The 25,384-nt window shown below is 69.9% G+C and carries 26 protein-coding genes; 16 read left to right on the top strand and 10 right to left on the bottom strand.

Annotated elements, in window-relative coordinates:
- Window positions 1-177: 177 nt before the first annotated feature.
- Window positions 178-1,245 carry a threonine aldolase family protein gene (locus FVO59_RS02570; RefSeq protein WP_182254329.1) on the bottom strand — a complete coding sequence of 356 codons (1,068 nt, stop codon included), beginning with the start codon at window positions 1,243-1,245 and terminating at the stop codon, window positions 178-180.
- A 52-nt stretch (window positions 1,246-1,297) separates the two neighbouring features.
- Between FVO59_RS02570 and FVO59_RS02565 the strand changes: the two genes are divergently transcribed.
- Complete coding sequence (locus FVO59_RS02565; protein WP_182254327.1) at window positions 1,298-2,815, top strand: MFS transporter; 1,518 nt, start codon at window positions 1,298-1,300, stop codon at window positions 2,813-2,815.
- 60 nt (window positions 2,816-2,875) lie between these two features.
- Here FVO59_RS02565 and FVO59_RS02560 read toward each other — a convergent pair whose 3' ends face one another.
- A complete protein-coding gene (locus tag FVO59_RS02560) occupies window positions 2,876-3,517 on the bottom strand; it encodes an SDR family NAD(P)-dependent oxidoreductase (RefSeq protein WP_182254326.1) in 642 nt (213 codons plus the stop codon).
- Window positions 3,518-3,646: 129 nt separating this feature from the next.
- Window positions 3,647-5,077: a DUF6421 family protein gene (locus FVO59_RS02555; protein WP_182254324.1), complete on the bottom strand. Its 1,431-nt coding sequence runs from the start codon at window positions 5,075-5,077 to the stop codon at window positions 3,647-3,649.
- 72 nt (window positions 5,078-5,149) lie between these two features.
- Between FVO59_RS02555 and FVO59_RS02550 the strand changes: the two genes are divergently transcribed.
- Both FVO59_RS02550 and FVO59_RS02545 read left to right on the top strand, forming a co-directional pair.
- Entirely contained in the window at window positions 5,150-5,599 is a 450-nt protein-coding gene (locus tag FVO59_RS02550; protein WP_275943029.1) for an Lrp/AsnC family transcriptional regulator, read from the top strand.
- 52 nt (window positions 5,600-5,651) lie between these two features.
- Window positions 5,652-6,617: a 1,4-dihydroxy-2-naphthoate polyprenyltransferase gene (locus tag FVO59_RS02545; protein ID WP_182254322.1), complete on the top strand. Its 966-nt coding sequence runs from the start codon at window positions 5,652-5,654 to the stop codon at window positions 6,615-6,617.
- 11 nt (window positions 6,618-6,628) lie between these two features.
- Here FVO59_RS02545 and FVO59_RS02540 read toward each other — a convergent pair whose 3' ends face one another.
- Window positions 6,629-7,666, bottom strand: coding sequence for an ArsR/SmtB family transcription factor (locus FVO59_RS02540; RefSeq protein ID WP_259363386.1), 1,038 nt, complete (start codon window positions 7,664-7,666; stop codon window positions 6,629-6,631).
- Window positions 7,667-7,729: 63 nt separating this feature from the next.
- Here FVO59_RS02540 and FVO59_RS02535 point away from each other — a divergent pair, with 63 nt between their 5' ends.
- Genes FVO59_RS02535 through FVO59_RS02525 form a run of 3 tightly spaced genes read left to right on the top strand, consistent with a single transcriptional unit; the run spans window position 7,730 to window position 9,044 of the window.
- Window positions 7,730-8,086 (top strand): cupin domain-containing protein, encoded by a 357-nt coding sequence (locus tag FVO59_RS02535; RefSeq protein ID WP_182254320.1) that lies wholly within the window; start codon window positions 7,730-7,732, stop codon window positions 8,084-8,086.
- An 8-nt stretch (window positions 8,087-8,094) separates the two neighbouring features.
- Window positions 8,095-8,391 (top strand): DUF4287 domain-containing protein, encoded by a 297-nt coding sequence (locus FVO59_RS02530; protein WP_182254318.1) that lies wholly within the window; start codon window positions 8,095-8,097, stop codon window positions 8,389-8,391.
- 11 nt (window positions 8,392-8,402) lie between these two features.
- Complete coding sequence (locus FVO59_RS02525) at window positions 8,403-9,044, top strand: dihydrofolate reductase family protein (protein ID WP_182254316.1); 642 nt, start codon at window positions 8,403-8,405, stop codon at window positions 9,042-9,044.
- 18 nt (window positions 9,045-9,062) lie between these two features.
- Here the strand turns inward: FVO59_RS02525 and FVO59_RS02520 are convergent, their stop codons facing one another.
- On the bottom strand, window positions 9,063-9,323 hold the full coding sequence (locus FVO59_RS02520; protein WP_182254314.1) for a DUF4229 domain-containing protein: 261 nt from the start codon (window positions 9,321-9,323) through the stop codon (window positions 9,063-9,065).
- A gap of 88 nt (window positions 9,324-9,411) precedes the next feature.
- On the opposite strand from FVO59_RS02520, the gene FVO59_RS02515 reads away from it, so the two are divergent.
- Together FVO59_RS02515 and FVO59_RS02510 are read left to right on the top strand one after the other, a co-directional pair.
- The gene (locus tag FVO59_RS02515; RefSeq protein ID WP_182254312.1) at window positions 9,412-9,753 is read left to right on the top strand and encodes a PLD nuclease N-terminal domain-containing protein; all 342 of its coding nucleotides are present in this window, start codon (window positions 9,412-9,414) and stop codon (window positions 9,751-9,753) included.
- Window positions 9,750-11,501, top strand: a complete 1,752-nt coding sequence (locus FVO59_RS02510) for a thiamine pyrophosphate-binding protein (RefSeq protein WP_182254310.1) — start codon at window positions 9,750-9,752, stop codon at window positions 11,499-11,501. Before FVO59_RS02515 ends, FVO59_RS02510 begins: the two co-directional genes overlap by 4 nt.
- A gap of 76 nt (window positions 11,502-11,577) precedes the next feature.
- On the opposite strand, the gene FVO59_RS02505 is transcribed toward FVO59_RS02510, so the two are convergent.
- Window positions 11,578-13,155, bottom strand: coding sequence for a DNA recombination protein RmuC (locus FVO59_RS02505; protein WP_182254308.1), 1,578 nt, complete (start codon window positions 13,153-13,155; stop codon window positions 11,578-11,580).
- Between the two features lie 94 nt (window positions 13,156-13,249).
- On the opposite strand from FVO59_RS02505, the gene FVO59_RS02500 reads away from it, so the two are divergent.
- The gene (locus tag FVO59_RS02500) at window positions 13,250-14,104 is read left to right on the top strand and encodes a polyphosphate kinase 2 family protein (protein WP_182254306.1); all 855 of its coding nucleotides are present in this window, start codon (window positions 13,250-13,252) and stop codon (window positions 14,102-14,104) included.
- Between the two features lie 154 nt (window positions 14,105-14,258).
- Here FVO59_RS02500 and ubiE read toward each other — a convergent pair whose 3' ends face one another.
- Complete coding sequence (gene ubiE / locus FVO59_RS02495; RefSeq protein ID WP_182254303.1) at window positions 14,259-14,972, bottom strand: bifunctional demethylmenaquinone methyltransferase/2-methoxy-6-polyprenyl-1,4-benzoquinol methylase UbiE; 714 nt, start codon at window positions 14,970-14,972, stop codon at window positions 14,259-14,261.
- A 153-nt stretch (window positions 14,973-15,125) separates the two neighbouring features.
- Between ubiE and FVO59_RS02490 the strand changes: the two genes are divergently transcribed.
- The 5 genes from FVO59_RS02490 to FVO59_RS02470 all read left to right on the top strand — a co-directional run bounded on the left by FVO59_RS02490 (window position 15,126) and on the right by FVO59_RS02470 (window position 20,562).
- Window positions 15,126-15,680, top strand: coding sequence for a DUF402 domain-containing protein (locus FVO59_RS02490; RefSeq protein ID WP_182254301.1), 555 nt, complete (start codon window positions 15,126-15,128; stop codon window positions 15,678-15,680).
- A 61-nt stretch (window positions 15,681-15,741) separates the two neighbouring features.
- Complete coding sequence (locus FVO59_RS02485) at window positions 15,742-17,010, top strand: isochorismate synthase (RefSeq protein WP_182254299.1); 1,269 nt, start codon at window positions 15,742-15,744, stop codon at window positions 17,008-17,010.
- A gap of 57 nt (window positions 17,011-17,067) precedes the next feature.
- Window positions 17,068-18,129 (top strand): polyprenyl synthetase family protein, encoded by a 1,062-nt coding sequence (locus FVO59_RS02480; RefSeq protein ID WP_182254297.1) that lies wholly within the window; start codon window positions 17,068-17,070, stop codon window positions 18,127-18,129.
- 13 nt (window positions 18,130-18,142) lie between these two features.
- Window positions 18,143-19,516, top strand: a complete 1,374-nt coding sequence (locus tag FVO59_RS02475; protein WP_182254295.1) for an FAD-dependent oxidoreductase — start codon at window positions 18,143-18,145, stop codon at window positions 19,514-19,516.
- A gap of 47 nt (window positions 19,517-19,563) precedes the next feature.
- On the top strand, window positions 19,564-20,562 hold the full coding sequence (locus tag FVO59_RS02470; RefSeq protein ID WP_182254293.1) for an alpha/beta hydrolase: 999 nt from the start codon (window positions 19,564-19,566) through the stop codon (window positions 20,560-20,562).
- Here FVO59_RS02470 and FVO59_RS02465 read toward each other — a convergent pair.
- Window positions 20,555-21,199 (bottom strand): GntR family transcriptional regulator, encoded by a 645-nt coding sequence (locus FVO59_RS02465; protein WP_182254291.1) that lies wholly within the window; start codon window positions 21,197-21,199, stop codon window positions 20,555-20,557. The two genes, FVO59_RS02470 and FVO59_RS02465, sit on opposite strands and share 8 nt — an antisense overlap.
- Before the next feature lie 129 nt (window positions 21,200-21,328).
- Between FVO59_RS02465 and FVO59_RS02460 the strand changes: the two genes are divergently transcribed.
- On the top strand, window positions 21,329-21,994 hold the full coding sequence (locus FVO59_RS02460) for a lipoate--protein ligase family protein (protein WP_182254289.1): 666 nt from the start codon (window positions 21,329-21,331) through the stop codon (window positions 21,992-21,994).
- A 37-nt stretch (window positions 21,995-22,031) separates the two neighbouring features.
- On the opposite strand, the gene FVO59_RS02455 is transcribed toward FVO59_RS02460, so the two are convergent.
- Both FVO59_RS02455 and FVO59_RS02450 read right to left on the bottom strand, forming a co-directional pair.
- Entirely contained in the window at window positions 22,032-22,520 is a 489-nt protein-coding gene (locus tag FVO59_RS02455; protein WP_182254287.1) for a YajQ family cyclic di-GMP-binding protein, read from the bottom strand.
- Between the two features lie 44 nt (window positions 22,521-22,564).
- Window positions 22,565-23,863, bottom strand: coding sequence for a serine/threonine-protein kinase (locus FVO59_RS02450; protein ID WP_182254286.1), 1,299 nt, complete (start codon window positions 23,861-23,863; stop codon window positions 22,565-22,567).
- A 267-nt stretch (window positions 23,864-24,130) separates the two neighbouring features.
- Between FVO59_RS02450 and FVO59_RS02445 the strand changes: the two genes are divergently transcribed.
- Window positions 24,131-25,381, top strand: a complete 1,251-nt coding sequence (locus tag FVO59_RS02445; protein ID WP_182254284.1) for a sugar ABC transporter substrate-binding protein — start codon at window positions 24,131-24,133, stop codon at window positions 25,379-25,381.
- Window positions 25,382-25,384: the final 3 nt, after the last annotated feature.

The following is a 25,384-nucleotide window of genomic DNA, read 5'->3' as shown; positions in this document are numbered from 1 at the left end:
CCCACACCCGGCGCGCCGCGCGCACACCCGGCATCCTCGCCCCCTCCTGACTACCTCGCCCCTGCTCATCCACGTGGATGAGCAGGGGCGAGGTAGTCCAGCAGGGGCGGGGATGCCCAGATGCCGGAGATGCCGGAGATGCCGGAGATGCCGGCGGCGTCGGCGGCGTCGGTGGCGTCAGGCTGTCGTCAGGCGGGAGAGCTCGGCGACGAAGGCGTCGACGTCGGACTCCTGGGTGTCGAACGAGCACATCCAGCGGACCTCGTTGCGCGAGGCATCCCAGTCGTAGAACCGGAACTTCTCGCGGAGGCTGTCGGCGACCCCGTCGGGCAGCGTCGCGAACACGCCGTTCGCCTGGGTGGCCTGCGTGAAGCCGACGCCCCGGATGCTGCCGTCGGCGATGCCCTGCTCGACCTCGGCGCGCAGGCGCTGCGCCATGGCGTTCGAGTGCCGTGCATTGCGCAGCCACAGGTCGCCCTCGAGCAGGGCGATCAGCTGTGCCGACACGAAGCGCATCTTCGACGCCAGCTGCATGTTGAACTTCCGGCTGAACGGCAGCCCGTCAGCGGCATCCGGATTCAGCACGACGATCGCCTCGCCGAGCATGGCCCCGTTCTTGGTGCCGCCGAAGCTGAGCACATCCACTCCGGCGTCGGTCGTGAAGGCGCGCAGCGGCGCATCGAGGGCGGCGGCGGCGTTCGAGAGGCGGGCGCCGTCGAGGTGCAGCTTCATCCCGCGCTCGTGCGCGTGGTTGGCGAGGGCCCTGATCTCGTCGATGGTGTACAGGGTGCCGAGCTCGGTCGACTGGGTGATCGAGACAGCCAGCGGCTGCGCGCGGTGCTCGTCGCCCCAGCCCCAGGCCTCGCGGTCGACGAGCTCGGGGGTGAGCTTGCCGTCGTCGGTCGGCACGGTGAGCAGCTTGAAGCCGCCGATCCGCTCGGGCGCGCCGCCCTCGTCGACGTTGATGTGCGCGGTGGATGCCGAGATGACCGCGCCCCAGCGGGGGAGCATCGCCTGCAGACCGGTCACGTTCGCCCCGGTGCCGTTGAAGACGGGGAACGCCTGGGCGCTCTCGCCGAAATGCGACCGGAAGACCTCCTGCAGCCGCTCGGTGTACTGGTCCTCGCCATAGGCGACCTGGTGGCCGTCGTTCGCGGCCGCGATGGCGGCAAGCACCTCGGGGTGGATGCCGGAGTAGTTGTCGGATGCGAAGCCGCGCACGGCGGTGTCATGCAGAGTGCTCACCGTCCGAGTTTACGGGTCGGCCGGTGCGCGGATCCGCGACGAGGCCTGTCGGATGTCGGCGCCCGAGATTACCCTCGAATCCGTGACCGCATCAGCGAAGACCAGGGCTTTCACGAACGTGCTCGTGAACACGCTGATCGCCAACGTGACGACCAGCTTCCTGTGGTTCGCGCTGACGTTCTGGGTGTACATCGAGACTCAGTCGGTGCTGGCCACCGGGGTGATCGGCGGTGCGTACATGCTGCTCATCGCGTTCTTCTCGATGGTGTTCGGCACGATCGTCGACCGCTACCGCAAGCACACCGTGATGGTGATCTCGAGCGTGGTGTCCGCCGTCGCCTTCGGCGCGGCGGGGCTGCTCTACCTGTGGCAGCCCGAATCGGCTCTGCTCGACATCGGCGGGCCGTGGTTCTGGGCCTTCGCCGTGATCATCCTCGTCGGCGGCGTGATCGAGCAGCTGCGCAGCATCGCCCTGTCGACGACGGTCACGCTGCTGATCCCCGAAGAGAAGCACGCGAATGCGAACGGCCTGGTCGGCACGGTGCAGGGCATCGCCTTCCTCGTGACCAGCGTGTTCTCGGGCCTGTCGATCGGGTTCCTCGGCATGGGATGGACGCTGATCATCGCGATCGTCGCCATGGGGCTGACCTTCGCGCACCTGCTGTTCATTCGCATCCCCGAGAAGGCGCCCCAGCGCGACCCCGATGCACCGAGCGCGCTCGACTTCCATGGCAGCGTGAAGGCGATCCGCGAGGCGCCCGGCCTGTTCGCCCTGATCGTGTTCTCGACGTTCAACAACCTCATCGGCGGCGTGTACATGGCGCTGATGGACCCCTATGGACTCACCCTCTTCTCACCGCAGATGTGGGGCATCGTGCTCGCATTCGCGTCGACGGGCTTCCTCATCGGCGGTGCGCTGGTCGCGAAGTTCGGGCTGGGGAAGCGCCCTGTGCGCACCATGCTTCTGGTGGTGATCGGCATGGGCATCCTCGGAGCGGTCTTCATGCTGCGCGAGTGGTGGCCGCTGTTCGCGGTCGGCATGTGGCTGTACATGATGATGGTGCCGCCCGTCGAGGCGGCCGAGCAGACCGTCATCCAGAAGGTCGTGCCCTACGCCAGGCAAGGTCGGGTCTTCGGCATGGCACAGGCGATGGAGGCGGCCGCAGCGCCGGTGACCGCGTTCCTCATCGCACCGATAGCCGAGTTCCTGATCATCCCGTACATGCGCGACGATGCGGGGCGCGCGCAGTGGGGATGGCTGCTGGGCGACGGCGAGGCCCGCGGCATCGCGCTGATCTGCCTGTTCGCCGGCCTCATCATGGTGGTGGCGGCCGGTCTCGCATTCTTCACGCGCTCGTATCATCTGCTCACCGAGCTGTACGCACGGGCACCCGGGCCCGACGAGGCCGATACGTCCATGGCCGGTACCGCCGAGGGCGAGTCGGCGCCGCCGATCGATCTCGCACTCGACCCGGTCGCCGCGCGCGGCGGCCAGGCAGGCGCGCATCACTCCGAGAGGGCGGCGGACGACACTTCGCACACGCCCGAGACCGACGAGCCGCACCGGTGACATCGGCTGCCGATCGTTCCGCGCGTCGGCGCGTGGTGATGCGTCCGAGCTCTGACCCGCTCAGTCGAGGGTGATCACCGAGTCGTTCAGCGCCACGGCATCCCGGTCCCAGAGTGCGACCACCGCGCGCGACAGCGCGTCGGCCTGCAGTCCGCCCTGGGCGCGGAAGACGACGGATGCCGCGCGCAGCTCGTCACCGGCATCCCGAGCGGCCTTGGCGTACCCCTGCGCCACAGCCCGGGCCCACGCCTCGCTCGCCGCCTTCATGGCCGCGTAGTTCGCGCCTCCGGCCAGTGGATGCGTCACGACCGTCGACGACACGATCGCGAAGCGGCCGGCATCCGATGCCCTGATCCTCGTGTCGAAGGCGCGGCTTGTCGCGCGCACGGCCTGCAGAGCGGGCAGCAGCGCGGCGAAGTCCTCGTCGCTCTGTCCGGCGAGACCGCCGCCGCCGCGCCAGCCGCCGACGAGCGGGATGACCGCGTCGACGGCACCGAGCCTCTCGGCGAGGGACGCCATCTCGTCATACGAGGTGGCGTCGGCGACCTCGGTCTGCGCCCCGGCATCCCGAAGCGGCACGAGCCGCTCCTCCGAGCGGCCGGTGACGATCACCCGTGCGCCGGAGTCGATCAGCGCGACGGCCGCGGCCAGGCCCGCCTCGCTGGTGGCGCCGGCGAGGACGACGGTGCGGTCGGCGGTCATGGGTGCTCCTTCTCGTGCACGGATGTCGGCGGAATGCACGGATGTCGGCGGATCATGCCGTTCTGCGCCGACATGCGTGTTCGCCGCCGACATCCGTGCGGGAGAGGTGGGTTCCGACCGGGTCGGCGATCAGTCGTCGGTGCCGCGGATGCCGACGGTCGACTCGATGACGGGCTTCATCTTCTTGTCGAGGGTCTCGAAGAACATCGACAGCGGGAACTCGTCGTCCATCACGGCGTCGGTGTAGCCCTTGGGTGCACCGGCGAGGATCTCGTCCGAGAGGCCGCGCGCCCACTGCGAGGCCGGGTGCGGGGTGAGCGTGCCCCGGACCAGCTCGTAGGCGGCGAGCCAGTGAGCGGTCTTCGGGCGGTCGATCGAGTGCCAGTACAGGTCGTCGATCGCGTCGCCGAGGGCGACGACGGCGTCGGGCACGTTGTCCCAGTCGAAGGCGAGGGCGGTGTCGGTCCAGTGCAGCACGCCGCGCTGGTGCAGCCACGCGAACAGCAGCTGGCCGCCGACGGCGTCGTAGTTGCGCGTGCGGGTGCCGGTGATCGCGAAGCGGAAGATGCGGTCGAAGATCACCGCGTACTGCACGAGGTGCGCATAGTCGTGCATCTCCTGTTCGGTCTCGGTGAGGGTCTCGCCCGCGGCGACGCGGGCGTCGAACGCGCGCTCGATCTTCACCGACTCGCGGAACGCCGTCATGTCGCAGCGCATCTCCTCGAGCGAGTAGAGGAAGAACGGCATGCGCTGCTTGATCATGAACGGGTCGAACGGCAGGTCGCCGCGCATGTGGGTGCGGTCGTGGATGATGTCCCACATCACGAACGTCTTCTCGGTCATCTGCTGGTCATCGAGCATCGCCGCAGCTCGCTCGGGCAGATCGAGATTGGTGATCTCGGATGCCGCGCGCACGACCCGGCGGTAGCGGGCCGCCTCGCGGTCCTGGAAGATCGCGCCCCAGGTGAACGACGGGATCTCGCGCATCGCGACGGTCTCGGGGAACAGCACGGCCGAGTTCGTGTCGTAGCCGGGGGTGAAGTCGACCAGGCGCAGCGAGACGAACAGCTTGTTGCCGTAGTCGCCCGCCTCGAGGTCTGCGATGAACTCCGGCCAGATGGTCTCGACGATGAGCGCCTCGACGAGGCGGTCGCTCGAGCCGTTCTGCGTGTACATCGGGAAGACGACGAGGTGACGGATGCCGTCGATGCGGTGCTGCTGGGGCTGGAAGGCGACCAGCGAGTCGAGGAAGTCGGGCACGCCGAAGCCCTCGTCGGCCCAGCGCTGGAAGTCGACGACGAGAGCGTCGAGGTAGGCGGCGTCGTGCGGGAAGGCGGGGGTGAGAGCCCGGATGCCCGCGATGATCGCCGCGACGTGACCGGCTGCGGCCTCGCGGTCGTCGGCGTCGGGGATCGAGCCGTCCTTGATCTGCGTCGGGCGGATCGCGATCGCGGCGTCCTTGAGGAGCTTCCAGGCGTCGCTGTGCTCGGCGACGGAGGCGTCTTCCACGACCTCAGGCTCGCCGATGATGCTGTGGGTGGCGCTGGTGATGGTGGACATCGAACCCTCCGATCGTGGGACAGGCCGGAAAATTTCCGGCATTGCGTATGTTTCACGACTATTATTCCATCTATGGATGACTCTGTCGACCACACGATCCTCGCCGCCGTATCACGTGACGGGCGCGCCACCCTCGCACAGCTGTCCGAGGCAGTCGGCCTGTCGACGTCGGCCGTGCAGTCGAGGCTCAAGCGACTCGAGGCTCGCGGTGTGATCTCGGGCTATCAGGCTGTGCTCGACCCCGAGCAGGTGGGTGCACCTCTCTCGGCCTTCATCGAGATCACACCGCTCGATCCCGCTCAGCCCGACAACGCCCCCGAACTTCTCGAGCACCTCACGGCGATCGAGGCATGCCACTCGATCGCCGGCGACGCGGCCTACATGCTGTTCGTACGGGTGGCGTCGCCGCGGGCCCTCGAACAGCTCGTGCGCGACATCCGGATCGCTGCCAATGTGCGAACACGCACGACCGTCGTGCTGCAGACCTTCTACGAGCACCGACCGATAGTCACCGCGGTCTGACCGCGGGCTCGCGGCCGCGGCAGGCCGTGCCCCGGCAAGTAGGATTCCTGGCGTGGCAGGTTCCTCCAAGAAGACGAAGAAGCGCGCCCCGCAGCGGCGTCGCCCCGGCGGCAATCCGGCCAGGCGGCCGGTGCTCGCCCTCGAGCCGGTGACCGCGAAGGACTGGATCGGCGCGGCGCGCCTGCGCACGCTTCCACTCGCGGTCGCTCCGGTCGTGCTGGGCACGGGCGCCGCGCAGGTGGTCGATCACCTCTTCCACTGGGTGATCGCACTCGCCTGCCTCGCTGTCGCCGTGCTGCTGCAGATCGGCGTGAACTTCGCGAACGACTACAGCGACGGCATCCGGGGCACCGACGCCGATCGGGTCGGCCCCGCCCGCTTGACGGCATCGGGTCGAGTTCCCGCGAAGCGCGTGCTCGCGGTCGCGCTCGTCTTCTTCGCGCTGGCCGCGGTGGCGGGTCTCGCGATCGTCGTCCGATCGCAGCAGTGGTGGATGCTTGCCGTCGGGGCCCTGTGCATCGTCGCCGCCTGGTTCTACACGGGAGGCAAGCGTCCGTACGGCTACAACGCGATGGGCGAGCTGTTCGTGTTCGTCTTCTTCGGGCTCGTCGCGACGCTCGGCACCACCTGGGTGCAGGTGCAGTACCTGCCGACCGTGGCGTGGATCGTGGCAGTCGCGGCGGGCCTGTTCGCCTGCGCCGTGCTGCTCGCCAACAACCTGCGCGACATCGATCAGGATCGCGCCGCCGGAAAGCGCACCCTCACCGTGCTCATCGGCAGGCGTGCGACGCAGGTGCTGTTCACGCTCTTCGTGCTGATCCCGTTCGGCCTCGCCGCATGGATCGCGCTGCTGTACCCGATCGCATGGATGGCGATGCTGGCCCTGCTGTCAGGGCTGGTGGCGATCGTCATCGTCTGGTCGTACCGTCAGCCGCGCGAGCTGGTCGCCGCGCTGGGCCTCACGTCGCTGACGGCGCTCGCCTATGCGGGTCTCGTGTACTGGGCGCTCGTCGGCTGAGGCCGGCGGCGTCAGAGGGTGGCGCCGACCAGAGCCTCGCCCAGTGGCGTGCGCAGGTGCATCATCCGGTTGCCCTCGCGGCTGCTGGCGATGAGCCCGGCATCGCGCAGCACGGTGAGGTGGTGGGAGGCGGTGGATGCCGCGATGCCGGCGTCGCCGGCGATCTGCGACGTCGTGCGTGCGATGTGCGCCTGCAGCAGGATGCCCGCGCGCACCGGCCCGAGCAGCGCACCGAGCGCGCCGGCCAGATCCGCGGCATCCCGTGCCCACCCCGCCGTGACGCCGCGCGCGGGGTAGAAGAGCGTCGGCTGCGCGGGTGGCTCGGTGATCACCATGCACCCCCATGACGACATCACCGAGGGGACGAGCACGAGCCCGCCGCCGCGGCAGTCGACGTCCTCGCTGTGACGGCGCAGCTTCACCCGAACCGCGCCGTCGCTCCACCGCACGGTGTGGTGCAGGTCGCCGGCCATCGCCGCGATCCCTCCGGTGGTGATGGTGCGGGCACGCACGGCGATGTCGGCGCGCAGCAGCCGCTCGAGCTGCGGCCAGGCCGGCGCGAGCACCGCATCCCACACCTGCTCCCACGCGTCCGCGATCAGCTCTCGTGCGCGCTCGGGGTCTGAGCGCATGCGCGTCAGCGTGGCCTGGCGCTCGCCGGAGGAGCGCAGGACCATCTTCCCCAGATCGACCCGGATGCCGGGGAGGGCGGCCTCGCGCAGCGCGGCGAGCTCGTCCGCCGGGGTCAGGTCCCACCGCGGATCCGTCGTGAGGAAGTCGGGCAGGTAGCCGTCGGTGCCGATGATCTGGGTCAGCAGGGCGAAGGGCTCTCGCGGCAGGCGCTCACGCACGCGTCGAAGCCAGCCCCACTGCAGCGGGTGCTGAGCCGGCCGAAGCAGGACGCGCACCGCGTGCGCGAGCTCGTGTCCAGGGGAGACGCCGAATCGCACGGCCTGGATGTCGCCGGGGCTGAGCTGGAAGTCCACGCGGTGGTCCGGATGCTCCATGCCCTCCGGCGGGGCACCGGCGGGGCGCATGTTTCGATCCACATCGAAACTCTATGGGTGCCGGCCGGGCGGCGGAAGAGTGGCTCGCACACCACAGGAGGCATCATGATCGACACACTCGCCGAGCCGACGCTGGTCGGCGCAGCGCAGATCGGGATCGGCAGCGGACTCACCCGCCGATTCGAGGGCGCCGAGCACGGCGCGGGCATCTCGTACTTCTTCGTCGATAACCAGCCAGGCCAGGGGGCGCGCCTGCACTGGCATCCCTATCCTGAGACCTGGGTGGTGCTCGAAGGCGAGGCGACGTTCGTCGTCGGAGACCGGCGCATCGTCGCCACCGCCGGAGACACCGTCACCGGGCCGGCATTCGTGCCGCACAAGTTCACCAACACCGGCGGCGGACGGATGCGCCTCATCGGCATCCACTCCTCCGCCGTCATCATCCAGACAGACGCGGAGTGAGGACCGGCATGTCGTTCCAGGCATACCTCGACAACATCGAGACCAAGACGGGGCTCACGCCCCGGCAGTTCATCGACCTGGCATCCGAGAGGGGCTTCGGCGCGGGCACCAAGGCCACGCCGATCCTCGAATGGCTCAAGGCCGACTACGACCTGTCGCGCGGGTACGGCATGGCGCTCGTGCACGTGATCACCAAGGGGCCGCGGATAAGCGCGAAGCACGTCGGCAGCGACGGTGCGCACGCCGACCCGTCTGACGAGCTCTGGCTCGACGGCAAGGCCAGCAACCCGGCATCCGCCGGCTGAGAGGACAACCCATGACCGTGAAGATCGACCTCAACGTCTCGCTCGACGGCTTCGCGACGACGACCGACCAGACGCCGGAGAACCCGATGGGCGAGGACTGGTCACGTCTCGTCGCCGCTTACGTCGCCACCCGCACGATGCGGCAGCGGGTGCTCGGCGACACCTCGGGTGCCGGCACCACCGGGATCGACGAGAAGTACGCGAGCGCGTACTTCGAGGGAACGGGCGCAGAGATCATGGGCGCAGGCATGTTCGGCCTGCACCTGTTCGGCGACGACCCCGGCTGGCGTGGATGGTGGGGTGAGGAGCCACCGTTCGAAGTGCCGGTGTTCGTGCTCACCCACACGCCGCGAGCGTCGATCGAGTTCGACAACGGCACGGCGTTCCATTTCATCGACGCATCACCGCACGATGCCCTGGCGCAGGCGCGTGAGGCGGCAGGCGATGCCGATGTGCGCATCGGCGGCGGCGTCGACGTGGTTAGGCAGTTCGTGAAGGCGGGCCTGGTCGACCGCCTGCACCTCGCGGTCGCGCCGATCGTGCTGGGGCGGGGCGAGCGCATCTGGGACGACCTGCGCGGTCTCGAGAACGACTACGAGATCGTCAGCGAGGTCGCCGAGAGCGGGGTCACGCATGTCGTCTTCCGCCGCTGAACGGCGTCGGGGCCGGGGTCACTCGCCTGAGACGGTGTCCTCGGCGTCCTCGTCGGTCGTGTCCCTGGCCCTGGTGCGCTTCGCGTAGATCTCGCGCGAGGCCTGCGACAGCGGCGCGCGCAGGAACAGCAGCGAGATGCTCATGCCGATGAGTGCGGCGAAGAGCGCGGCGAGCCACCAGTACTCGCGGAAGACAGGGAAGAGCCAGAGGATCCCCAGCGGAACGGCGAACGCCAGCAGCCGCAGCACGGTGTAGACGAGGAGGGGTGGCAGCTTCACCCCGACAGTCTACGAACGGGGCTTAGGCGCCCGCTGTGCGCCGTCGGGGGCACAGCCGCAGCATCATCCGGCGACTTACACTGGAGATATGGTTCGGGTGCTGATCGTCGGCGGATTTCTTGCTGTCATCTTCTGGGTGTTCAGCATCGTCGACGTGGCCGTGCAGCCGGCAGGCAGGCACCGCGGGGTCTCGAAGAGCGCGTGGGTGCTGATCGTCGTGCTGCTGCCGGTCATCGGGGGCATCCTGTGGTTCTGGATCGGCCGCCGTCGACGCGGCGAGAAGATGACCGACTTCGTGACGGGGCCCGACGACGACCCGGAGGCGCTGCGGCGGATGAGCACAGCCGAACAGGACGCACGGATCCGGCAGCTGGAAGAAGAGCTGGCGCGTCTGGACGACGAGACCGACGGCACGGATCCGCGCTCGTGACCGCCTCGCCTGCGAGCGACGCGGCAGCAGCACTGCTCGCAGACCTCATCGGGCACGGCGTGCGCGACCTGGTGCTCTCGCCCGGCTCGCGGTCTCAGGCCCTCGCGCTCGCCGCGATCTCGCTGGCCCGCAACGGCGCCCTCCGGGTGCACGTGCGCATCGACGAGCGCGTCGCCGCGTTCACCGCGCTGGGACTCGCGCGCGAGAGCGGTGCTCCGGTCGCCGTGGTGTGCACGTCGGGCACGGCCGCAGGCAATCTGCTCCCCGCGACGATGGAGGCGTTCCACGCCGGTGTCCCCCTTCTGCTGCTGACCGCCGACCGACCGCCCGAGCTGCGCGGTGTGGGAGCCAACCAGGCGACCGTCCAGCCCGGCATCTTCGGACCGTTCGTGCGGCTGCACATCGACGCCGAGGTGCCCGGTGCGTCGGAGTTCTCGGACGAGACGGATGCCGGTCGGCGCGTCACCGACGGACACGCCGACGGCGGCCCGGATGATCCGACCGTTCCGACCGGGGGCACGGCGTGGTCGGGACTCGCCGCGCGAGCAGTGCGCGCCGCTCTCGGCCTCGAGGGTGACGGACTCGCGGGAGTGGCGGGGCCCGTGCACCTGAACCTGCCCAGCCGCGAGCCGCTCTCGGCCGCCGCCGATGTCACGGCGACGCCGGGGGAGGCGCCCGTCGCGTCTCGGGTGGATCCCGTCGTGCTGTCGCGGGGGCCCCGTACGGTCGTCATCGCCGGGGCGGATGCCGGGCCGGATGCCGAGGAGCTGTCGCACGCCGGAGGCTGGCCGCTCATCGCTGAGATCGTCAGCGGGGCGCGCTTCGGTCGCCTCCTCGTCCACGGCTACCGGGAGCTCCTGCGCGATGAGACGCTCGGCGGGCGTGTCGAGCGCGCCGTGGTCTTCGGTCATCCGACTCTCAGCCGCGAGGTCGCCGCGCTGCTCGCTCGCACGGAGGTCGACGTGATCGCCGTGAGCCGCGGCGGTGAGGCGATCAACCTCAACGGCCGCACGCGGGCGGTCGCCGCGACTGCCGTGGAGCCCGGCGCGGCGGATCGCGCATGGCTGGGCGCATGGATGTCGGCGTCGCAGCGCCGCGTGGTGGACCTCAGCGCGCCCGCCCCCGATCAGAAGGGCCTGTACTCCGACGACAGCGCTGAGCGCCTCGACGCCGTGCGCGCCGAGCTGGATGCCGTGCGCATGCGGGTGGACAGGCGGATTCTGGTGGATGCCGTGTGGCGGGCCACCTGGCCCCACGACCGGCTCGTGTTCGGTTCGTCCCGGCTGGTGCGGGTGGCCGACCAGGTGCTCGGCGGCAAGAAGGTTCCCGTGCATGCGAACCGGGGGCTCGCCGGCATCGACGGAACGGTGGCCACGGGCATCGGCATCGCGCTGGCGAGCCAAGCCGACGGCGCCCCCGGTGTGACCCGGGTGCTGCTCGGTGACCTCACCCTGCTGCACGACGTCGGCGCGCTGCTGCTGCCCGGTGACGAACCTGGGCCGCGCATCCAGGTGATCGTGGGCAACGACGGCGGCGGCACGATCTTCGACGGCCTCGAGGTCGCGTCGTCTGCGGCCGCGGCGGATCTCGACCGGGCGTTCTACACCCCGCACGGTGTGCGCGTGCACGAGCTCGCGGCCGCGTACGGCTGGGAGTTCCTGCAGGTGAGCACGCGCTCGGCTCTCGATCAGGCGCTGACATCGCCGGCAGGCGGACCGCAGATCATCGAGGTCCCGCTCGAGCGCTGAGCCGCTCGAGCGCTGAGCCGGCTGGTCAGTCGGGCCGGCTGGTCAGTCGAGCCGACTGGTCAGTCGAGCCGTCTCGTCAGTCGAGCCGGCTGGTGATCTCGCCGAGGTCGGCGCTGGCATATCGCTCGCCGGGGATCGACGGGTCGGCGTCGCCGGCCTCGAGCGCGTACAGATCGCTCTTCTGCGGGGCCACGGCCTGCGCCTCCACCGGCTGGGTCTCGGTGAGCACATCGTCGAGCCCCTGCAGGGCGCTGAAGCGCCTCGCCTGCGTCACGACATTGCGGTCGAGCGACCCCGCGAACCGGTTGTACGCGTCCACCGTGGAGTTGAGGCTGCGCCCGAGCCTGGCGAGGTGCTGGCCCAGCGTTCCGAGGCGCTTGTGCAGCTCTTTGCCCACCGTGAAGATCTGCTGCGCCTCCTGCGCCAGCTGATCCTGCCGCCATGCGTGCCCGACCGTGCGCAGCAGAGCAATGAGGGTGGACGGCGTGGCGATCACCACGTTCCGCTCGAACGCGTACTCGTACAGCGTCGCATCCTGGTCGAGGGCCGCCGCGAGGAACGGCTCGGCGGGCACGAACATCACCACGAACTCCGGCGACCCGGCCACGACGTCCCAGTACTCCTTGGCGCCGAGGTCGTCGATGTGCTTGCGCAGGTGACGGGCGTGGGCCTGCAGCCGCTGGGTGCGCACCGCGTCGTCGGTCGCCTCCATCGCCTCGAGGTAGCCGCTGAACGCGACCTTCGAGTCGACGACCACGCGCTTGTCGCCCGCGAGGTGCACCACGAGGTCGGGGCGCAGCGCGCCGTCATCGGTCGCATGATGCAGCTGCTCGTCGAAGTCGACGTGGTTGACCATGCCCGACGCCTCGACCACGCGTCGCAGCTGCAGCTCGCCCCATCGCCCACGCACCTGCGGGGCGCGCAGCGCATTGACCAGATTGCGCGTCTCGGATCCGAGGGTCTCGGACGACTGACGCATGATCTGCAGCTGCTCCGCGAGCGCCGCATGCGCCTCCAACCGCGACTTCTCGGCCGTCGTCATCTCGGACTTCACCGTGTCGAGGGTCTTCTGGATCGGATCGATGAGCTGCTGCACGGCGTCCTGCCGCTTCTGCAGCTCGGCCGCTCCCTCGCTCTGACTGCGCTTGAGTCGCTCCTCGGCCTGCTGCAGGAACGCCTTCGTGTTGGCCTCGAGAGCCCTGCGACTCAGCGCGTCGAACTCGTCGGCGAGGCGCTTCTGATCGGCTTTCAGCTCTTCCAGCCGCTCGGTCGCGCGCCTGCGCTCGGCCAGCACATCCGCGTCCGCCTCGTCGCGGACCTCGGCCAGCCTGCGCACGTGCTCGGTGCGCTCGTGCTCGAGCCGCTCCTGCGCCTCGCGGCGGACATCGGCCACGGCGGCCTCGCCCAGCTGCCGCGCCTCGGCGACGCGACGATCGGCGAGCGCGCGCTCTTCGTGCACCCGAGAGGAGGTCTCGGCGCGCAGTGCCTCGGCATCCCTCTCGAGCGCGGCGACGCGCAGCAGCGCCGCCGTCGCCTCCGCCTGCTGGGCGGCATCGGCCGAACGGCCGCGCTGCGCGCCGAGCAGGAATCCGAGCACTCCGGCGAGGGCGGCGGCGATCACCGCGACGACGATGACGAGAACGGTGGTGTCCATGGATCCGATTGTGGGGGAGGCCACCGACACTGCGGCTCGAAGGCGATCCGACACGCGCTCCCACCTTCCGTCGGAGGAAGGGCATGATGTCTGCATGGCGACGCACGCGTGGACGACCGAACCGGCAGAGCTGCTCAGGGTCGACGAGGGGTTCTCGCTCGCCGACGTCGATGCGGACTCGCATCCGGGCTTCGACGGCGGCAAGGCCACCGGGACAGCGCTGCTCGGCGCCCGCGAGCAGCGGCTGGACGAGCTGCAGGAGCGGCTGTTCGCGGCCAGCCGCATGGGCGACGGCCATGACGCCGTGCTGCTCGTGCTGCAGGCGATGGACACGGCGGGCAAGGGCGGCATCGTGCGGCACGTGGTGGGCGGCGTCGACCCTCAGGGCGTCGACTTCGCCGCGTTCAAGGCGCCGACCGAGGAGGAGCTCGCGCACGACTTCCTCTGGCGCGTCGAGCGGCGTCTGCCTCGGCAGGGCATGATCGGCGTGTTCGACCGCTCGCACTACGAGGACGTGCTGATCGGCCGTGTGCGCGGCCTCGCCGATGAGGCCGAGATCGAGCGCCGGTACGGGGCGATCAACGACTTCGAGCGCCGCATCGCGGCATCCGGGACCCGCATCGTCAAGGTCATGCTGCACATCTCGCGCGACGAGCAGAGGGAGCGGCTGGCCGAACGGCTGGACAGGCCTGACAAGCACTGGAAGTACAACCCCGGCGACGTCGACGAGAGGATGCACTGGGACGACTACATGGCGGCGTACCAGACGGTGTTCGAGCGCACCTCGACGCCGGAGGCGCCGTGGTACGTGGTGCCGGCGAACCGCAAGTGGTACGCGCGCCTGGCCGTGCAGGAGCTGCTCATCGACGCGCTCGAGGACATCGACCCGCAGTGGCCTGCGGCCGACTTCGATGTCGAGGTCGAGAAGAAGCGCCTCGCGGCCAGCTGAGCGATCCCGTCATCCGCTCGCCGACACCCCTGCCTCTTGCCGACACCCCCAGGTGCGGGTGGCCGCACCTGGGGGTGTCGGCAGTACGTGGGGGTGTCGGCGATGCCTGGGGGTGTCGGCAGTACGTGGGGGTGTCGGCGAGAAGCAGAGGCCGTCAGGCCCTGGGCCTGCGCGCGCGGTGCAGCGCGACGATGCCGAACGAGAGGTTGCGGTATTCGACGTCGGTCCAGCCGGCCTCGCGGATCCACGCCGACAGGGTGTGCTGGTCCGGCCAGTCCCGGATCGACTCGTTGAGGTAGTCGTAGGCGTCGCCGTTCGTGCCGGCGAGGCGGGCGACACGCGGCAGCACCTGGGCGTTGTAGAAGCTGTAGAACCCCCGGAAGAAGCGCCCTGGCGGTGTGGAGAACTCGTTGATCACCATGCGTCCCCCCGGCTTGGTGACACGCAGCAGCTCGCGGAGCGCCTTCTTCGGATCCTGCACGTTGCGCAGCCCGTACGACATGGTGACGGCGTCGAACTCCTCGTCCGCGAACGGCAGATCCGTGGCATCCGCTTCGACGAAGGTGATGTTGTGCAGGTGACCGTGCCTGCGGCGTCCCTCGGCCAGCATCCCGGGGGAGAAGTCCGCGGCGACCACCTGCGCCCCGCTCGCGGCGAGCGAGGCGGACGAGGATGCCGTTCCCGCGGCCAGGTCGAGGATCCGCTCGCCGCGCTTCGGCGCGACCGCCCGGGTCGTCGCCGCGCGCCACAGCGCGTCGTTGCCGAGGGTCATCACGGTGTTCGTGCGGTCGTACCCCTTCGCGACCTGGTCGAACATGCCGCTGACTCGCGAGGGGTTCTTGCCGAGATCGGCGCGGTTCGGCTCCATGCTTCGATCCTAGGCGCGGCGAGATGTGCGGATGTCGGTCGGATGTACGGATGCCGGTCGGATGTACGGATGTCGGTCCGGATGCCCCGACGCCGCCGACATGCGAGTTCTGCGCCGACGGGTGTGCGGCTACCGCGGGCATAGACTCGCCGGGTGAATGCGAAGCGCCCCGAGCCCGGCACCCCGATGGTCATGAAGTGGCGCAAGTGGGACGACTCGCCGCACTGGGTGAGCGACGTGATCTACCTGGGCGCCGACCAGTGGGGCGACTGGGTCGGGCAGCCGATCGGCTGGCGCAGTCACCGGCCGGGGGCCGACTTCGTCGCGGAGTCGCCGAACGTCACGCTCGTGCCACGAGACCACGACGACTTCGCGCTCACCGTGCACCGCGGGCACCCGCGCGGCCTGCGCATCTACATCGACCTGGCATGGGACGTGCGCTGGAGCGACGACCCGCTGCTCTCGACCGCGATCGACATGGACCTCGACGTCGTGCGCCGACTCAACGAGCTCGGCACCTATGTCGACGACCGCGACGAGTGGGCGGAGCACAGCGTCCGCTACGGCTATCCGGCCGACGTGATGACCCATCTCGAGGCCCGCGCCCTCGAGCTCGAGGAGCGGGTGCGCGCGCAGGGCGCCCCGTTCGACGACGCCACCGCCGATCCGTGGCTGGACCGTCTCATCGCGCTGGGCCTCGACCGCTGACGCCCGACCGTGGCGCGGCGCCGCCGCCGCCGCCCGCCCGCCGGGCCGATAGGCTGGAGGGGTGAGCAGCATCCGCCTGGTCGCGCAGACCCGCGAGATCCCACCCGTCGAGGATCTGCTGGCACACACCTCCGCCGTCAGCCCTCTCGCCTGGCTGCGCCGCGGCGAGGGGATCGTGGCCGCAGGCGACGGGACCGCCGCCGTCCTCCGCGTGGCCGCCGGCTCGGGCCGGGTGCGCAGCGCGGTGATCGCCGACGCGTGGCGTGAGATCGTCGCGCAGGCCGAGATCGACGACGAGGTGCGCCTCGCCGGCAGCGGGCTGGTCGGCTTCGGAGCTCTCGCCTTCGACGAGGACTCGTCCGCAGACAGCGTGCTGCTCGTGCCGCAGACCGTCATCGGCCTGCGCGACGGCCGCAGCTGGATCACCCGCATCCGGATGGCCGACGACGCCGACTTCGCGCCGCTGCCCGAGCCCGCACCCCATGGTCCGCACTGGGCGGGTCGCGTCGGTCCCGGCGCCCAGACGCCGCAGGGATATCAGGATGCCGTGCGACGCGCTCTCGACGAGATCGACTCCGGGGCCTACAGCAAGGTCGTGCTCGCGCGCGACCTCACCGGCACCGTGCCAGGCGACGCCGATCTGCGACGCCTCGTGCGCGCGCTCTCGACGGGCTATCCCGACACGTGGGCCTTCGCGGTCGACGGCCTCATCGGTGCGAGCCCCGAGACCCTGGTCACCGCGCACGAGCGGACGGTCACCGCGCGGGTGCTCGCCGGCACCGCGGCACGCGGCGCCGACCCGGCCGAGGATCACATCGCGTCCGCAGCTCTCGCATCCAGCGCTAAGGACCTCGCCGAGCACCGCTACGCCGTGCAGAGCGTGCTCGCCGCCCTCGAGCCGCACACCGGCGCGCTGGACGCCGACGCCGACCCGTTCGTGCTCGAGCTGCCCAACCTCTTCCACCTCGCGACGGACGTCGAGGGCAGGCTCAGCGATGGCGCCTCGTCGCTCGACCTCGTCGGGGCGATGCATCCCACCGCCGCAGTGGCGGGCACGCCGACGGATGCCGCTGTCGAGGCGATCCGGCGCATCGAGCCGTTCGACCGCGGGCGCTACGCGGGCCCCGTCGGCTGGATCGACGCGGCCGGAGACGGCGAATGGGCCATCGCGCTGCGCTGCGCGCAGTTCGGCGAGGCCCCGGACGGGGCATCCGGCGCACGGCGCGTCACCGCGTACGCCGGGGCGGGCATCGTCGCCGGCAGCGAACCCGAGTCAGAGCTGCTCGAGACGCGCGTGAAGTTCCGTCCGCTGGTCGACGCGCTCGCCTGAACCGGCGCTGCGCCCCGCCGTGCCGTCCTGCGCCGTCGCGAAGGTAGGGTTGAGTACGTGACTTCGAGCCCCGCGACCCCGGGCACGCGACTGGCGAGCCGACTCGGCTTCAGCGACCGCATCTTCCTCGGCCCTGCGGCGCGACGCGTCGCGTCCCGCATCGAGGCCGGTCTCGACCTGGTCGAAGCCGGGATCGCCGAAGAGGTCAAGGTCGCCGATTCGATCGCGGATGCCGCGGCGCGCTATCTCTACGAGGCCGGCGGCAAGCGCATCCGACCCGTGCTCACCCTCCTGACCGCCCAGCTCGGCGAAGGCACCACCGAGGCCGTGATCGACATCGCGAAGGCGCTCGAGCTCACCCACCTCGGCTCGCTCTACCACGACGACGTGATGGACGGCGCCGACACCCGCCGCGGCGTTCCCGCGGCGCACGCGGTGTGGGGCAACAACGTGGCGATTCTCACAGGCGACATCCTGTTCTCGCGCGCCAGCCAGATCATGTCGCGCTACGGAGATCGCGCGATCCGCCTGCAGGCCGACACCTTCGAGCGTCTCGTTCTCGGTCAGCTGCACGAGACCGTCGGCGCGCAGCCGGGCGACGACCCGATCGAGTTCTACATCCAGGTGCTGGCAGACAAGACCGGCTCCCTGATCGCCGCGGCGACCCAGGGCGGCGCGATCTTCTCCGGCGCCCCGGCCGAGCTCGAAGAGCCGCTGCGGGTGTACGGCGAGAAGGTCGGCGTCGCCTTCCAGCTGCTCGACGACGTGATCGATCTGTCGGCCGATGCGGAGGAGACCGGCAAGGTGCCTGGCACCGATCTGCGCGCGGGCGTGCCGACGATGCCGTCGCTGCTGCTGAAGACGAGCACCGCACCTGCCGACGTCGACCTCGCGCGCCGCATCGACGACGGTGTCGCGCGCATCGCAGAGGGCGCCGACCCTGCCGTGCTCGACGGCCCTCTGGCCGAGCTGCGCGACAACGACGCCACGGCGCAGACCATGACTCTTGCCCGCACCTGGACCGCCGACGCCATCGCGGCGCTCGAACCGCTGCCCAAGGGCACGGTGCGCGACGCGCTGACCCGGTTCGCGGAGACTCTCGCTGATCGCAGCAGCTGACGGAAGGAACCCCATGACGAAGCTCAAGCTGGCCATCGTCGGGGCGGGACCGGCAGGCATCTACGCCGCCGACCTCCTGCTCAAGGCCGAGCGCAAGTTCGATGTCTCCATCGACCTGTTCGAGCAGCTGCCCGCGCCCTACGGTCTCGTCCGCTACGGCGTCGCCCCCGATCACCCTCGCATCAAGGGCATCATCACGGCGCTGCGCGACGTGCTCGACCGCGGCGACATCCGTCTGTTCGGCAACGTGCGCTTCGGCACCGACATCACCCTGGAAGACCTCAAGCGGCACTACAACGCCGTGATCTTCGCCACAGGTGCGGTGCGCGACTCCGCTCTTGATATCCCCGGCATCGACGCAGACCACTCGTTCGGCGCCGCCGAGTACGTGAGCTGGTTCGACGGGCATCCCGATGTGCCGCGCGAGTGGAGCCTGGACGCCGAGTCGGTCGGCGTCATCGGCAACGGCAACGTCGCCCTCGACGTGGCGCGCATGCTCGCCAAGCACGCCGACGACCTGCTCGTCACCGAGGTTCCCGAGAACGTCTACCAGGGACTCAAGGCGAGTCGCATCACCGACGTGCACGTCTTCGGCCGCCGGGGCCCGGCGCAGGTGAAGTTCACTCCGCTCGAGCTGCGCGAGCTCGGCGAGCTGCGCGACGTCGACATGGTCGTCTACGACGAGGACTTCGACTACGACGAGGCGTCGCAGCAGGCCGTGTCGAGCAACAAGCAGGTCATGGTGATGGACCGCGTCATGCAGTCATGGCGCAAGCTCGACTCGGTGAACAACGCCGGAGGATCGGCATCCCGTCGCCTGCACCTGCACTTCTGGGCGCGCCCCGTCGAGGTCAGGAAGGACGACAACGGCCGCGTCGCCGCCCTCGTCTACGAGCGCACGAAGTCCGACGGCGCCGGCGGTGCCGTCGGTACCGGCGAGCTGCGCGAGGTGCCGATGCAGAGCCTGTACCGTGCGATCGGCTACTTCGGCTCGCCGCTGCCCGGTGTGCCCTTCGACAAGAAGCACGGCGTCATCCCCAACCGCGAGGGCCAGGTGCTCGAGACGAAGTCGAACCAGCGTGTGCCCGGCATCTACGCCACAGGCTGGATCAAGCGCGGCCCGGTGGGCCTGATCGGCCATACGAAGTCGGATGCCATGGAGACCGTGCGCCATCTGATCAACGACCAGGGCTCGTGGTGGCAGCCCGAGGATCCCTCCGACGACGCGATCCCGGCGCTGCTCGCCGAACGCGGCGTCGCGTGGACCGACCTCGAGGGCTGGCACCGCCTCGACGCGCACGAGATCGAGCTCGGTGCCCCGCAGGAGCGCGCGCGCGTCAAGCTCGTGCCGCGCGATGAGATGGTGCGCGTCTCACGCGGGGAGTGACGGCGACGCCCGTGTTCGGCGATTCCTGAGCGAGGAGGGAGCGAGGAATGGGCGAGTGGGTTCCCGACATCCTCGGCGAGGGATTCGCGCAGCTGACCCTGCCTCTGGGTGAGGATGCCGAGGGAGAGGTCGTCGCGACCGTGGTCCGCTCTCTGCCGGAGCCTGTGCCGTGGTGGCGGATGGGCGGCGATCGCCGCCCGCTGACCGATGTCGACGTGCTGTACGTGCACGGCTGGTCGGACTACTTCTTCCAGAAGCGCCTCGCCCGCTTCTGGACCGACCGAGGTGCCCGGTTCTTCGCGCTCGATCTGCGCAAGTACGGACGCAGCCTGAGGCCGGGGCAGACCCCGGGGTTCGTGACGGATCTCGCGGAGTACGACGCCGATATCGAGGCGGCTCTGCAGGCGCGGGGCGATGCCGCCGGACGCCGCCTCGTGCTGCTCGGCCACTCCACCGGCGGGCTCATCCTGAGTCTGTGGGCGTCCAGGCATCCGCGGCAGGTCGACGCGGTCATCCTCAACGCGCCGTGGCTGGAGTTCCAGCTGGGCGCGGCGCGAGCGGCGATCGCGCCGATGGTGGGCCTTCAGGCCCGCCTCTGGCCCAAGGACGTCGCACCGCAGGTCGACCTCGGCTACTACACGAGGGCGCAGAACGAGGTCGCCGACCCCGACGATCCGATGGAGATCGACCTGTCGTGGCGCCCGGAGCAGACGATGACGGTGCATGCCGCGTGGCTTCACGCGATCTTCGAAGGGCACGCGGCGGTGGCGGCCGGCCTGCAGATCCTGGCGCCGGTGTGCGTGCTGCTCTCGGCCAGGACCGCCGTGCCCACGCGCTGGTCGGATGAGCTCACCAGGGCCGACAGCGTGCTCGTCGTCGACGACATCGCCAGGGCTGCGCTCAAGCTGGGCAGCTCGGTGACCGTCGAGCGCATCGACGGCGCGCTGCACGACGTCTTCCTCTCACGACGGGAGGCGCGGGACGAGGCATACGCCCGACTCGATCGCTGGGTGCGAGGCTGGGCGCACGCGGTGCAGCTCAGATGACGTAGTACATCCGCCGGCAGGCCTGCTCGGCGGCATCCGCGTCGCCGCGATGCAATGCGTCCTCGAGCTCGGCGCAGGCGGCAGTGACGGACGCATGCCGGTCGGCCGGCACCTCGTGCGCCTTCAGAGCGCGCGCGAGAGCCAGGCTCGCCTCGTCGACCAGCGACTGCTGCAGTGCGTTTCCCGAGCGCGCCGCCAGGTATGCCACCACCGCGCGCCGCGCTCGCGAGGTCGCGGCGGCGTCGGTCAGGTCGGCGGACACGGCCCGGATCAGACCGCAGACGGTCTGCACCTCGTCGGGGGTCAGACGTGTGCACGCCAGACGGGTGATGATCCCCGCCTGCAGGCCGGCGAAGACGTGCGCGTTCTCGATCTGCTCGGGCGTGATCGACGACACCTCGGTGTACCGGCTGGGGTACATCGTGACGAGGCCGATGCGCTCGAGCCGCTGCAGCGCCTCGCGCACAGGCGTGCGCGAGACCGAGAGCTCGGCGGCCAGCTCGCTGTCGCGGATGCGCGCTCCTGGCGCGAGATCGCCGCTGACGATGCGCTCGCCGATCAGATGGAACAGCCCTTCTGCCAAGAGCTGCTTCTTCGTCGCGATCTCCGCTCGCGCTGGTCGTTCGACGTCGATCATGTGTCACTCCCCATACGCCTCACGGCGCCCCCCGGCTGCCCCATACAGCCCGTAACACCAGGATTCTACCCGCGTCATCCTTTGTTTCGAGCGGCGGATAGGGATCGATCGGCCGATATCGTCTCATTCGTGACCGTCATCGACCTCCCGACCGCCCCTCTCGCCGCCGAGGAGACGTTCGAGCACAGCGCGGTCCTGCTGCGCGCGATCGGCTCGCGCGAACGCGCCGATGAGCGCGTGCTGCGCATCCACACGCCCCTGCCCACGCTCGCCATGAGCCGATGGGAGAGCAGGCAGTCGGGATTCGCCGCCGCGTCGGAGTCCGCCCTCCGGTTCGGTTTCGCCCCCGCGATCAGACCGACCGGCGGTCGCGCCGCGGCCTACGACGAGAGCTGCCTCGTGTTCGACCTGGTGGTGCGCGAAGAGGAGGGCATCGATCCGCAGCCGCTGTTCGCCTCGACGTCAGCGCGCTTGGCCGCCGAGCTCGCCGCACTGGGAGTCGACGCACGCGTCGGTGCCGTCGCGGGGGAGTACTGCCCCGGCGAGTACAGCATCAACGCGCGGGGAGCCGTCAAGCTGATCGGCACCTCGCAGCGCGCGGTGCGCGGCGCCCGCCTGCTGAGCGGAGTGATCGCGCTCGGCTCGACCGAACATCTGATCCCCGTGCTCGATGCGGCGAACGCCGCACTCGGCCTCGACTGGGACCCGTCTACTCTCGGCGGCCTCGCCTCCGAGATCGGTCGGGTCGGCCGTCAGATGGTGGTGGATGCCCTGATCGCCGCGCTCGCCGAGTGAACGGCGGCCGCCCGCGGTGGGCGGCCGCCGATGACGGTCAGCGGTAGTTGATGAACTGCAGATCGATGTCGAGGTCGCTGCTCTTGAGCAGCGCGATCACGGCCTGAAGGTCGTCGCGGCTCTTGGACTGCACGCGCAGCTCGTCGCCCTGGATCTGGCTCTTCACGCCCTTCGGGCCCTCGTCGCGGATGATCTTGCCGATCTTCTTCGCGTTCTCGCTCGAGATGCCGTCCTTCAGGCTGGAGGTCAGGCGGTACTCCTTGCCGCTGGCGACCGGATCGCCCGACTCGAGGCTCTTCAGCGAGATGCCGCGCTTGATCAGCTTCGACTGGAAGACGTCGAGCACCGCGTTCACGCGCTCCTCGGAGTTGGCGACGATGAGGATCTGCTCGCCGCTCCACGAGATCGATGCGCCGGTGCCCTTGAAGTCGTAGCGCTGCTCGATCTCCTTGCGCGCCTGGTTGAGTGCGTTGTCGGCCTCCTGGTGGTCAACCTTGGAGACGATGTCGAACGAAGAGTCAGCCATGACTACCACCATAGAGCGTCCTGGATGAACGGCGAGGGCGTCCGTCACTTGCCGCTCTTGCCCTTCCCCTTGCCCTGTGAGCCCCCGCTTCGGTCGGATGCCTTCTCCGACGACTTCCCGGAGCTGCCGCCGGGTCCGGCGTTCTCGTTCTTCGCCGTCTCCGGCTGGTCCTGCCCCGACGGGCCAGTCGTCTGCGCCTCGTGATCGGCGGGCTGCTCGACGCCCGCCGTGGGGGCCGTCGGCACGGCATCCGGTTCTTCCGGCGTCTCGGCGACGACCGCCGGACTCTCGCTCGGCGCGGGTGAGTTGCCCGCCGGCTGCGCCATCCATGCTCCGGCGAGCACGGTGACGGCCGCCGCCGTGGCCGCGAAGACGCCGACCGCTCTACGCCGCCCCGATCGTCGCCTCTCCACATGAGGGGTGGTCGCAGCCGGGATCTGCGGGGCGACCGGAGTCGCGATCCGCACGGCGGGGAGGGGCTTGGTCACCCCTGTGGTGTCATCGCGGGCGTGCGTCGGCAGTGCACCGACCTCCGCGACGACCTCGGCTGCGATCGGCCGCAGCTGCGGGTCGGTGCTGGTCATTCGACGCAGCAGCCGCACCCACTCGGCGCCGAGCTCATCGGGGATGCTCGGCTCGCTGACCAGCCGCGCGAGCGCTGTCTGCACATCGCGGGTGCGCGGGAAGGCGGGCTCGCCGGTGAGCGATTCGAGCAGCACGAGGCCGAGCGAGTAGATGTCGGCGGCCGACGTGATGGGATCCGCCTTCACCTGCTCGGGAGCCATGTACGCCGCCGTGCCGATCGCGATCCCCGGCGATGTGCGGCGAGCCTCGTCGGGGTGGAAGGCGATGCCGAAGTCGGTGAGCTTCGCATTCCAGCCCGCATCTGCGCCGGCCCGCGCGAGCAGCACGTTCGACGGCTTCACGTCGCGGTGCACGATGCCGCGCTCGTGGACGACGCGAAGGGCGTCGGCGAGGTCGCGGCCGATCGCCGCTGCCTCGCGCCGGCTGAGCGGCCCGTGCGTGAGATGGGCGGCGAGGGTCGGCCCGTCGACGAACTCCATCACGAGGTACCGCGGGTGAGGCAGGTCGAGGCTGGCGTCGTACAGCGCCACGAGCGACGGGTGGGAGACGGATGCCAGCAGCGCCGTCTCGCTGTGGATACGCGCAGACTCCAGGGGCGTCTCGTCGTCTGCGCGCAACAGCTTGATGGCGACGGTGCGGCGCAGCAGGGTGTCGTGCGCGCGGTAGACCATGGACGTCGCGCCGCGGCCGACGCAGCCGTCCAGGCGATAGCGCCCGTCGAGCAGGGGAGCGGTGATCTCGTCGTCGATCGTGTCCATCGCAGCTCCGGAATCCTGCACGGCTCGGGCGCCGTGACCCTGTTCACGCTATGCGCGCCACCGATGGTCGTCTTCTGCCTTGACTGAGCGTCGCCGACGTGCAATACGACGTGATTCTGAAAGCGCTTCCACGCGTGAATGCTGCTGGAGGAGGGGTTACAGCTTGATATCAGTGCGGCTGACCATTGCATTGAGCTGCCCCTGCCGTGCATACTGTAAGCGCTTGCAGTATCCGCAGGCCACCCGCATCCAGAGAGGCACGCACCAATGAAGGTGACCAAGAGGAGCATCCTCGCGTTCGGCGCCATCGCCGCCACGTCCGCAATCGCCCTGAGCGGCTGCGCATCGTCCCCGTCCGGTGATGGCGACTCCGGCGACAACGCCGATTTCTCGGGCCAGATCACCGTCTGGGTCGACGCCGACCGCGCAGACGTCATGAAGGACGCCGCCGGCGAGTTCACCGACGACACCGGCGTGAAGGTCAAGCTCGTCCAGAAGGAGTTCGGCGAGATCCGAGACCAGTTCGTGCAGCAGGCACCCACGGGGAAGGGTCCGGACGTCGTCGTCGGAGCCCACGACTGGCTCGGAGTCCTCGTCACCAACGGTGTCGTCGCCCCTGTCGAGCTCGGCGACCGCTCGGACGAGTTCCAGCAGATCGCGCTCGACGCGTTCAGCTACGACGGTCAGCTGTACGGCGTGCCGTACGCGATCGAGAACATCGGGCTCATGCGCAACACCGACCTCGTCGCCGAGGCGCCGACCGATTTCGACGACATGGTCGCCAAGGGCAAGGCGGCGGGCACCGAGTACGCCTTCCTGGTCGGTCTCGATCCCGAGCAGGCCGACCCGTACCACCTCTACCCGTTCCAGACCTCGTTCGGCGCTCCCGTGTTCGGGCAGAACGACGACGGCAGCTACGACGCCGAAGACCTGCAGATCGGCAACGACGGCGGCAAGGCCTTCGCCGCCTGGCTCGGCGAGCAGGGCGCGGCCGGCGTGCTGAACACCAACATCACCGGCGACCTGGCCAAGGAGAACTTCCTCGCCGGGAAGGCGCCGTTCTTCCTGACCGGTCCGTGGAACGCTCCGGCCGCCACCGAGAAGGGCCTGAACATCGCGATCGATCCGATCCCTTCGGCCGGTGGCCAGGACGCCCAGCCGTTCGCAGGCGTGCAGGGCTTCTTCCTCAGCGCGGAGAGCAAGAACAAGCTCGCGGCGAACGAGTTCCTGCTCAACTACGTCGGCTCCGAGAAGGTCCAGACCGCTCTCTACGAGGTCGGCGGCCGCGCCCCGGCGCTCACCGCGGCTTTCGACGCCGCCGTCGAGAACGACCCGATCACCGCGGGCTTCGGTGAGGTCGGCGCGAACGCGGTTCCGATGCCCAGCATCTCCGAGATGGGAGCGGTGTGGCAGTTCTGGGGCGTCACCGAGACGGCCCTGATCAACGGCAAGGGCGGCGACCCGGCCGCGCTGTGGGAGAAGATGACCGCCGACATCCAGGGCGCCATCACCAAGTGAGCA

The sequence above is a fragment of the Microbacterium esteraromaticum genome (genome assembly GCF_014084045.1).
Lineage (GTDB): Bacteria > Actinomycetota > Actinomycetes > Actinomycetales > Microbacteriaceae > Microbacterium > Microbacterium esteraromaticum_D.
This window is presented reverse-complemented; position numbering and strand designations above follow the sequence as displayed.

What these genes read in the sequence shown, in the direction of transcription:
- FVO59_RS02565 (WP_182254327.1), top strand. Translation starts at nt 1,298, where the DNA reads ATGTCGGCGCCCGAGATTACCCTCGAATCCGTGACCGCATCAGCGAAG.
- FVO59_RS02525 (WP_182254316.1), top strand. Translation starts at nt 8,403, where the DNA reads ATGACCGTGAAGATCGACCTCAACGTCTCGCTCGACGGCTTCGCGACG.
- FVO59_RS02445 (WP_182254284.1), top strand. Translation starts at nt 24,131, where the DNA reads ATGAAGGTGACCAAGAGGAGCATCCTCGCGTTCGGCGCCATCGCCGCC.
- FVO59_RS02515 (WP_182254312.1), top strand. Translation starts at nt 9,412, where the DNA reads ATGGTTCGGGTGCTGATCGTCGGCGGATTTCTTGCTGTCATCTTCTGG.
- FVO59_RS02465 (WP_182254291.1), bottom strand. Translation starts at nt 21,199, where the DNA reads ATGATCGACGTCGAACGACCAGCGCGAGCGGAGATCGCGACGAAGAAG.
- FVO59_RS02530 (WP_182254318.1), top strand. Translation starts at nt 8,095, where the DNA reads ATGTCGTTCCAGGCATACCTCGACAACATCGAGACCAAGACGGGGCTC.
- FVO59_RS02450 (WP_182254286.1), bottom strand. Translation starts at nt 23,863, where the DNA reads ATGGACACGATCGACGACGAGATCACCGCTCCCCTGCTCGACGGGCGC.
- FVO59_RS02500 (WP_182254306.1), top strand. Translation starts at nt 13,250, where the DNA reads ATGGCGACGCACGCGTGGACGACCGAACCGGCAGAGCTGCTCAGGGTC.
- FVO59_RS02535 (WP_182254320.1), top strand. Translation starts at nt 7,730, where the DNA reads ATGATCGACACACTCGCCGAGCCGACGCTGGTCGGCGCAGCGCAGATC.
- FVO59_RS02560 (WP_182254326.1), bottom strand. Translation starts at nt 3,517, where the DNA reads ATGACCGCCGACCGCACCGTCGTCCTCGCCGGCGCCACCAGCGAGGCG.
- FVO59_RS02475 (WP_182254295.1), top strand. Translation starts at nt 18,143, where the DNA reads ATGACGAAGCTCAAGCTGGCCATCGTCGGGGCGGGACCGGCAGGCATC.
- FVO59_RS02555 (WP_182254324.1), bottom strand. Translation starts at nt 5,077, where the DNA reads ATGTCCACCATCACCAGCGCCACCCACAGCATCATCGGCGAGCCTGAG.
- FVO59_RS02550 (WP_275943029.1), top strand. Translation starts at nt 5,150, where the DNA reads ATGGATGACTCTGTCGACCACACGATCCTCGCCGCCGTATCACGTGAC.
- FVO59_RS02470 (WP_182254293.1), top strand. Translation starts at nt 19,564, where the DNA reads ATGGGCGAGTGGGTTCCCGACATCCTCGGCGAGGGATTCGCGCAGCTG.
- ubiE (WP_182254303.1), bottom strand. Translation starts at nt 14,972, where the DNA reads ATGGAGCCGAACCGCGCCGATCTCGGCAAGAACCCCTCGCGAGTCAGC.
- FVO59_RS02505 (WP_182254308.1), bottom strand. Translation starts at nt 13,155, where the DNA reads ATGGACACCACCGTTCTCGTCATCGTCGTCGCGGTGATCGCCGCCGCC.
- FVO59_RS02455 (WP_182254287.1), bottom strand. Translation starts at nt 22,520, where the DNA reads ATGGCTGACTCTTCGTTCGACATCGTCTCCAAGGTTGACCACCAGGAG.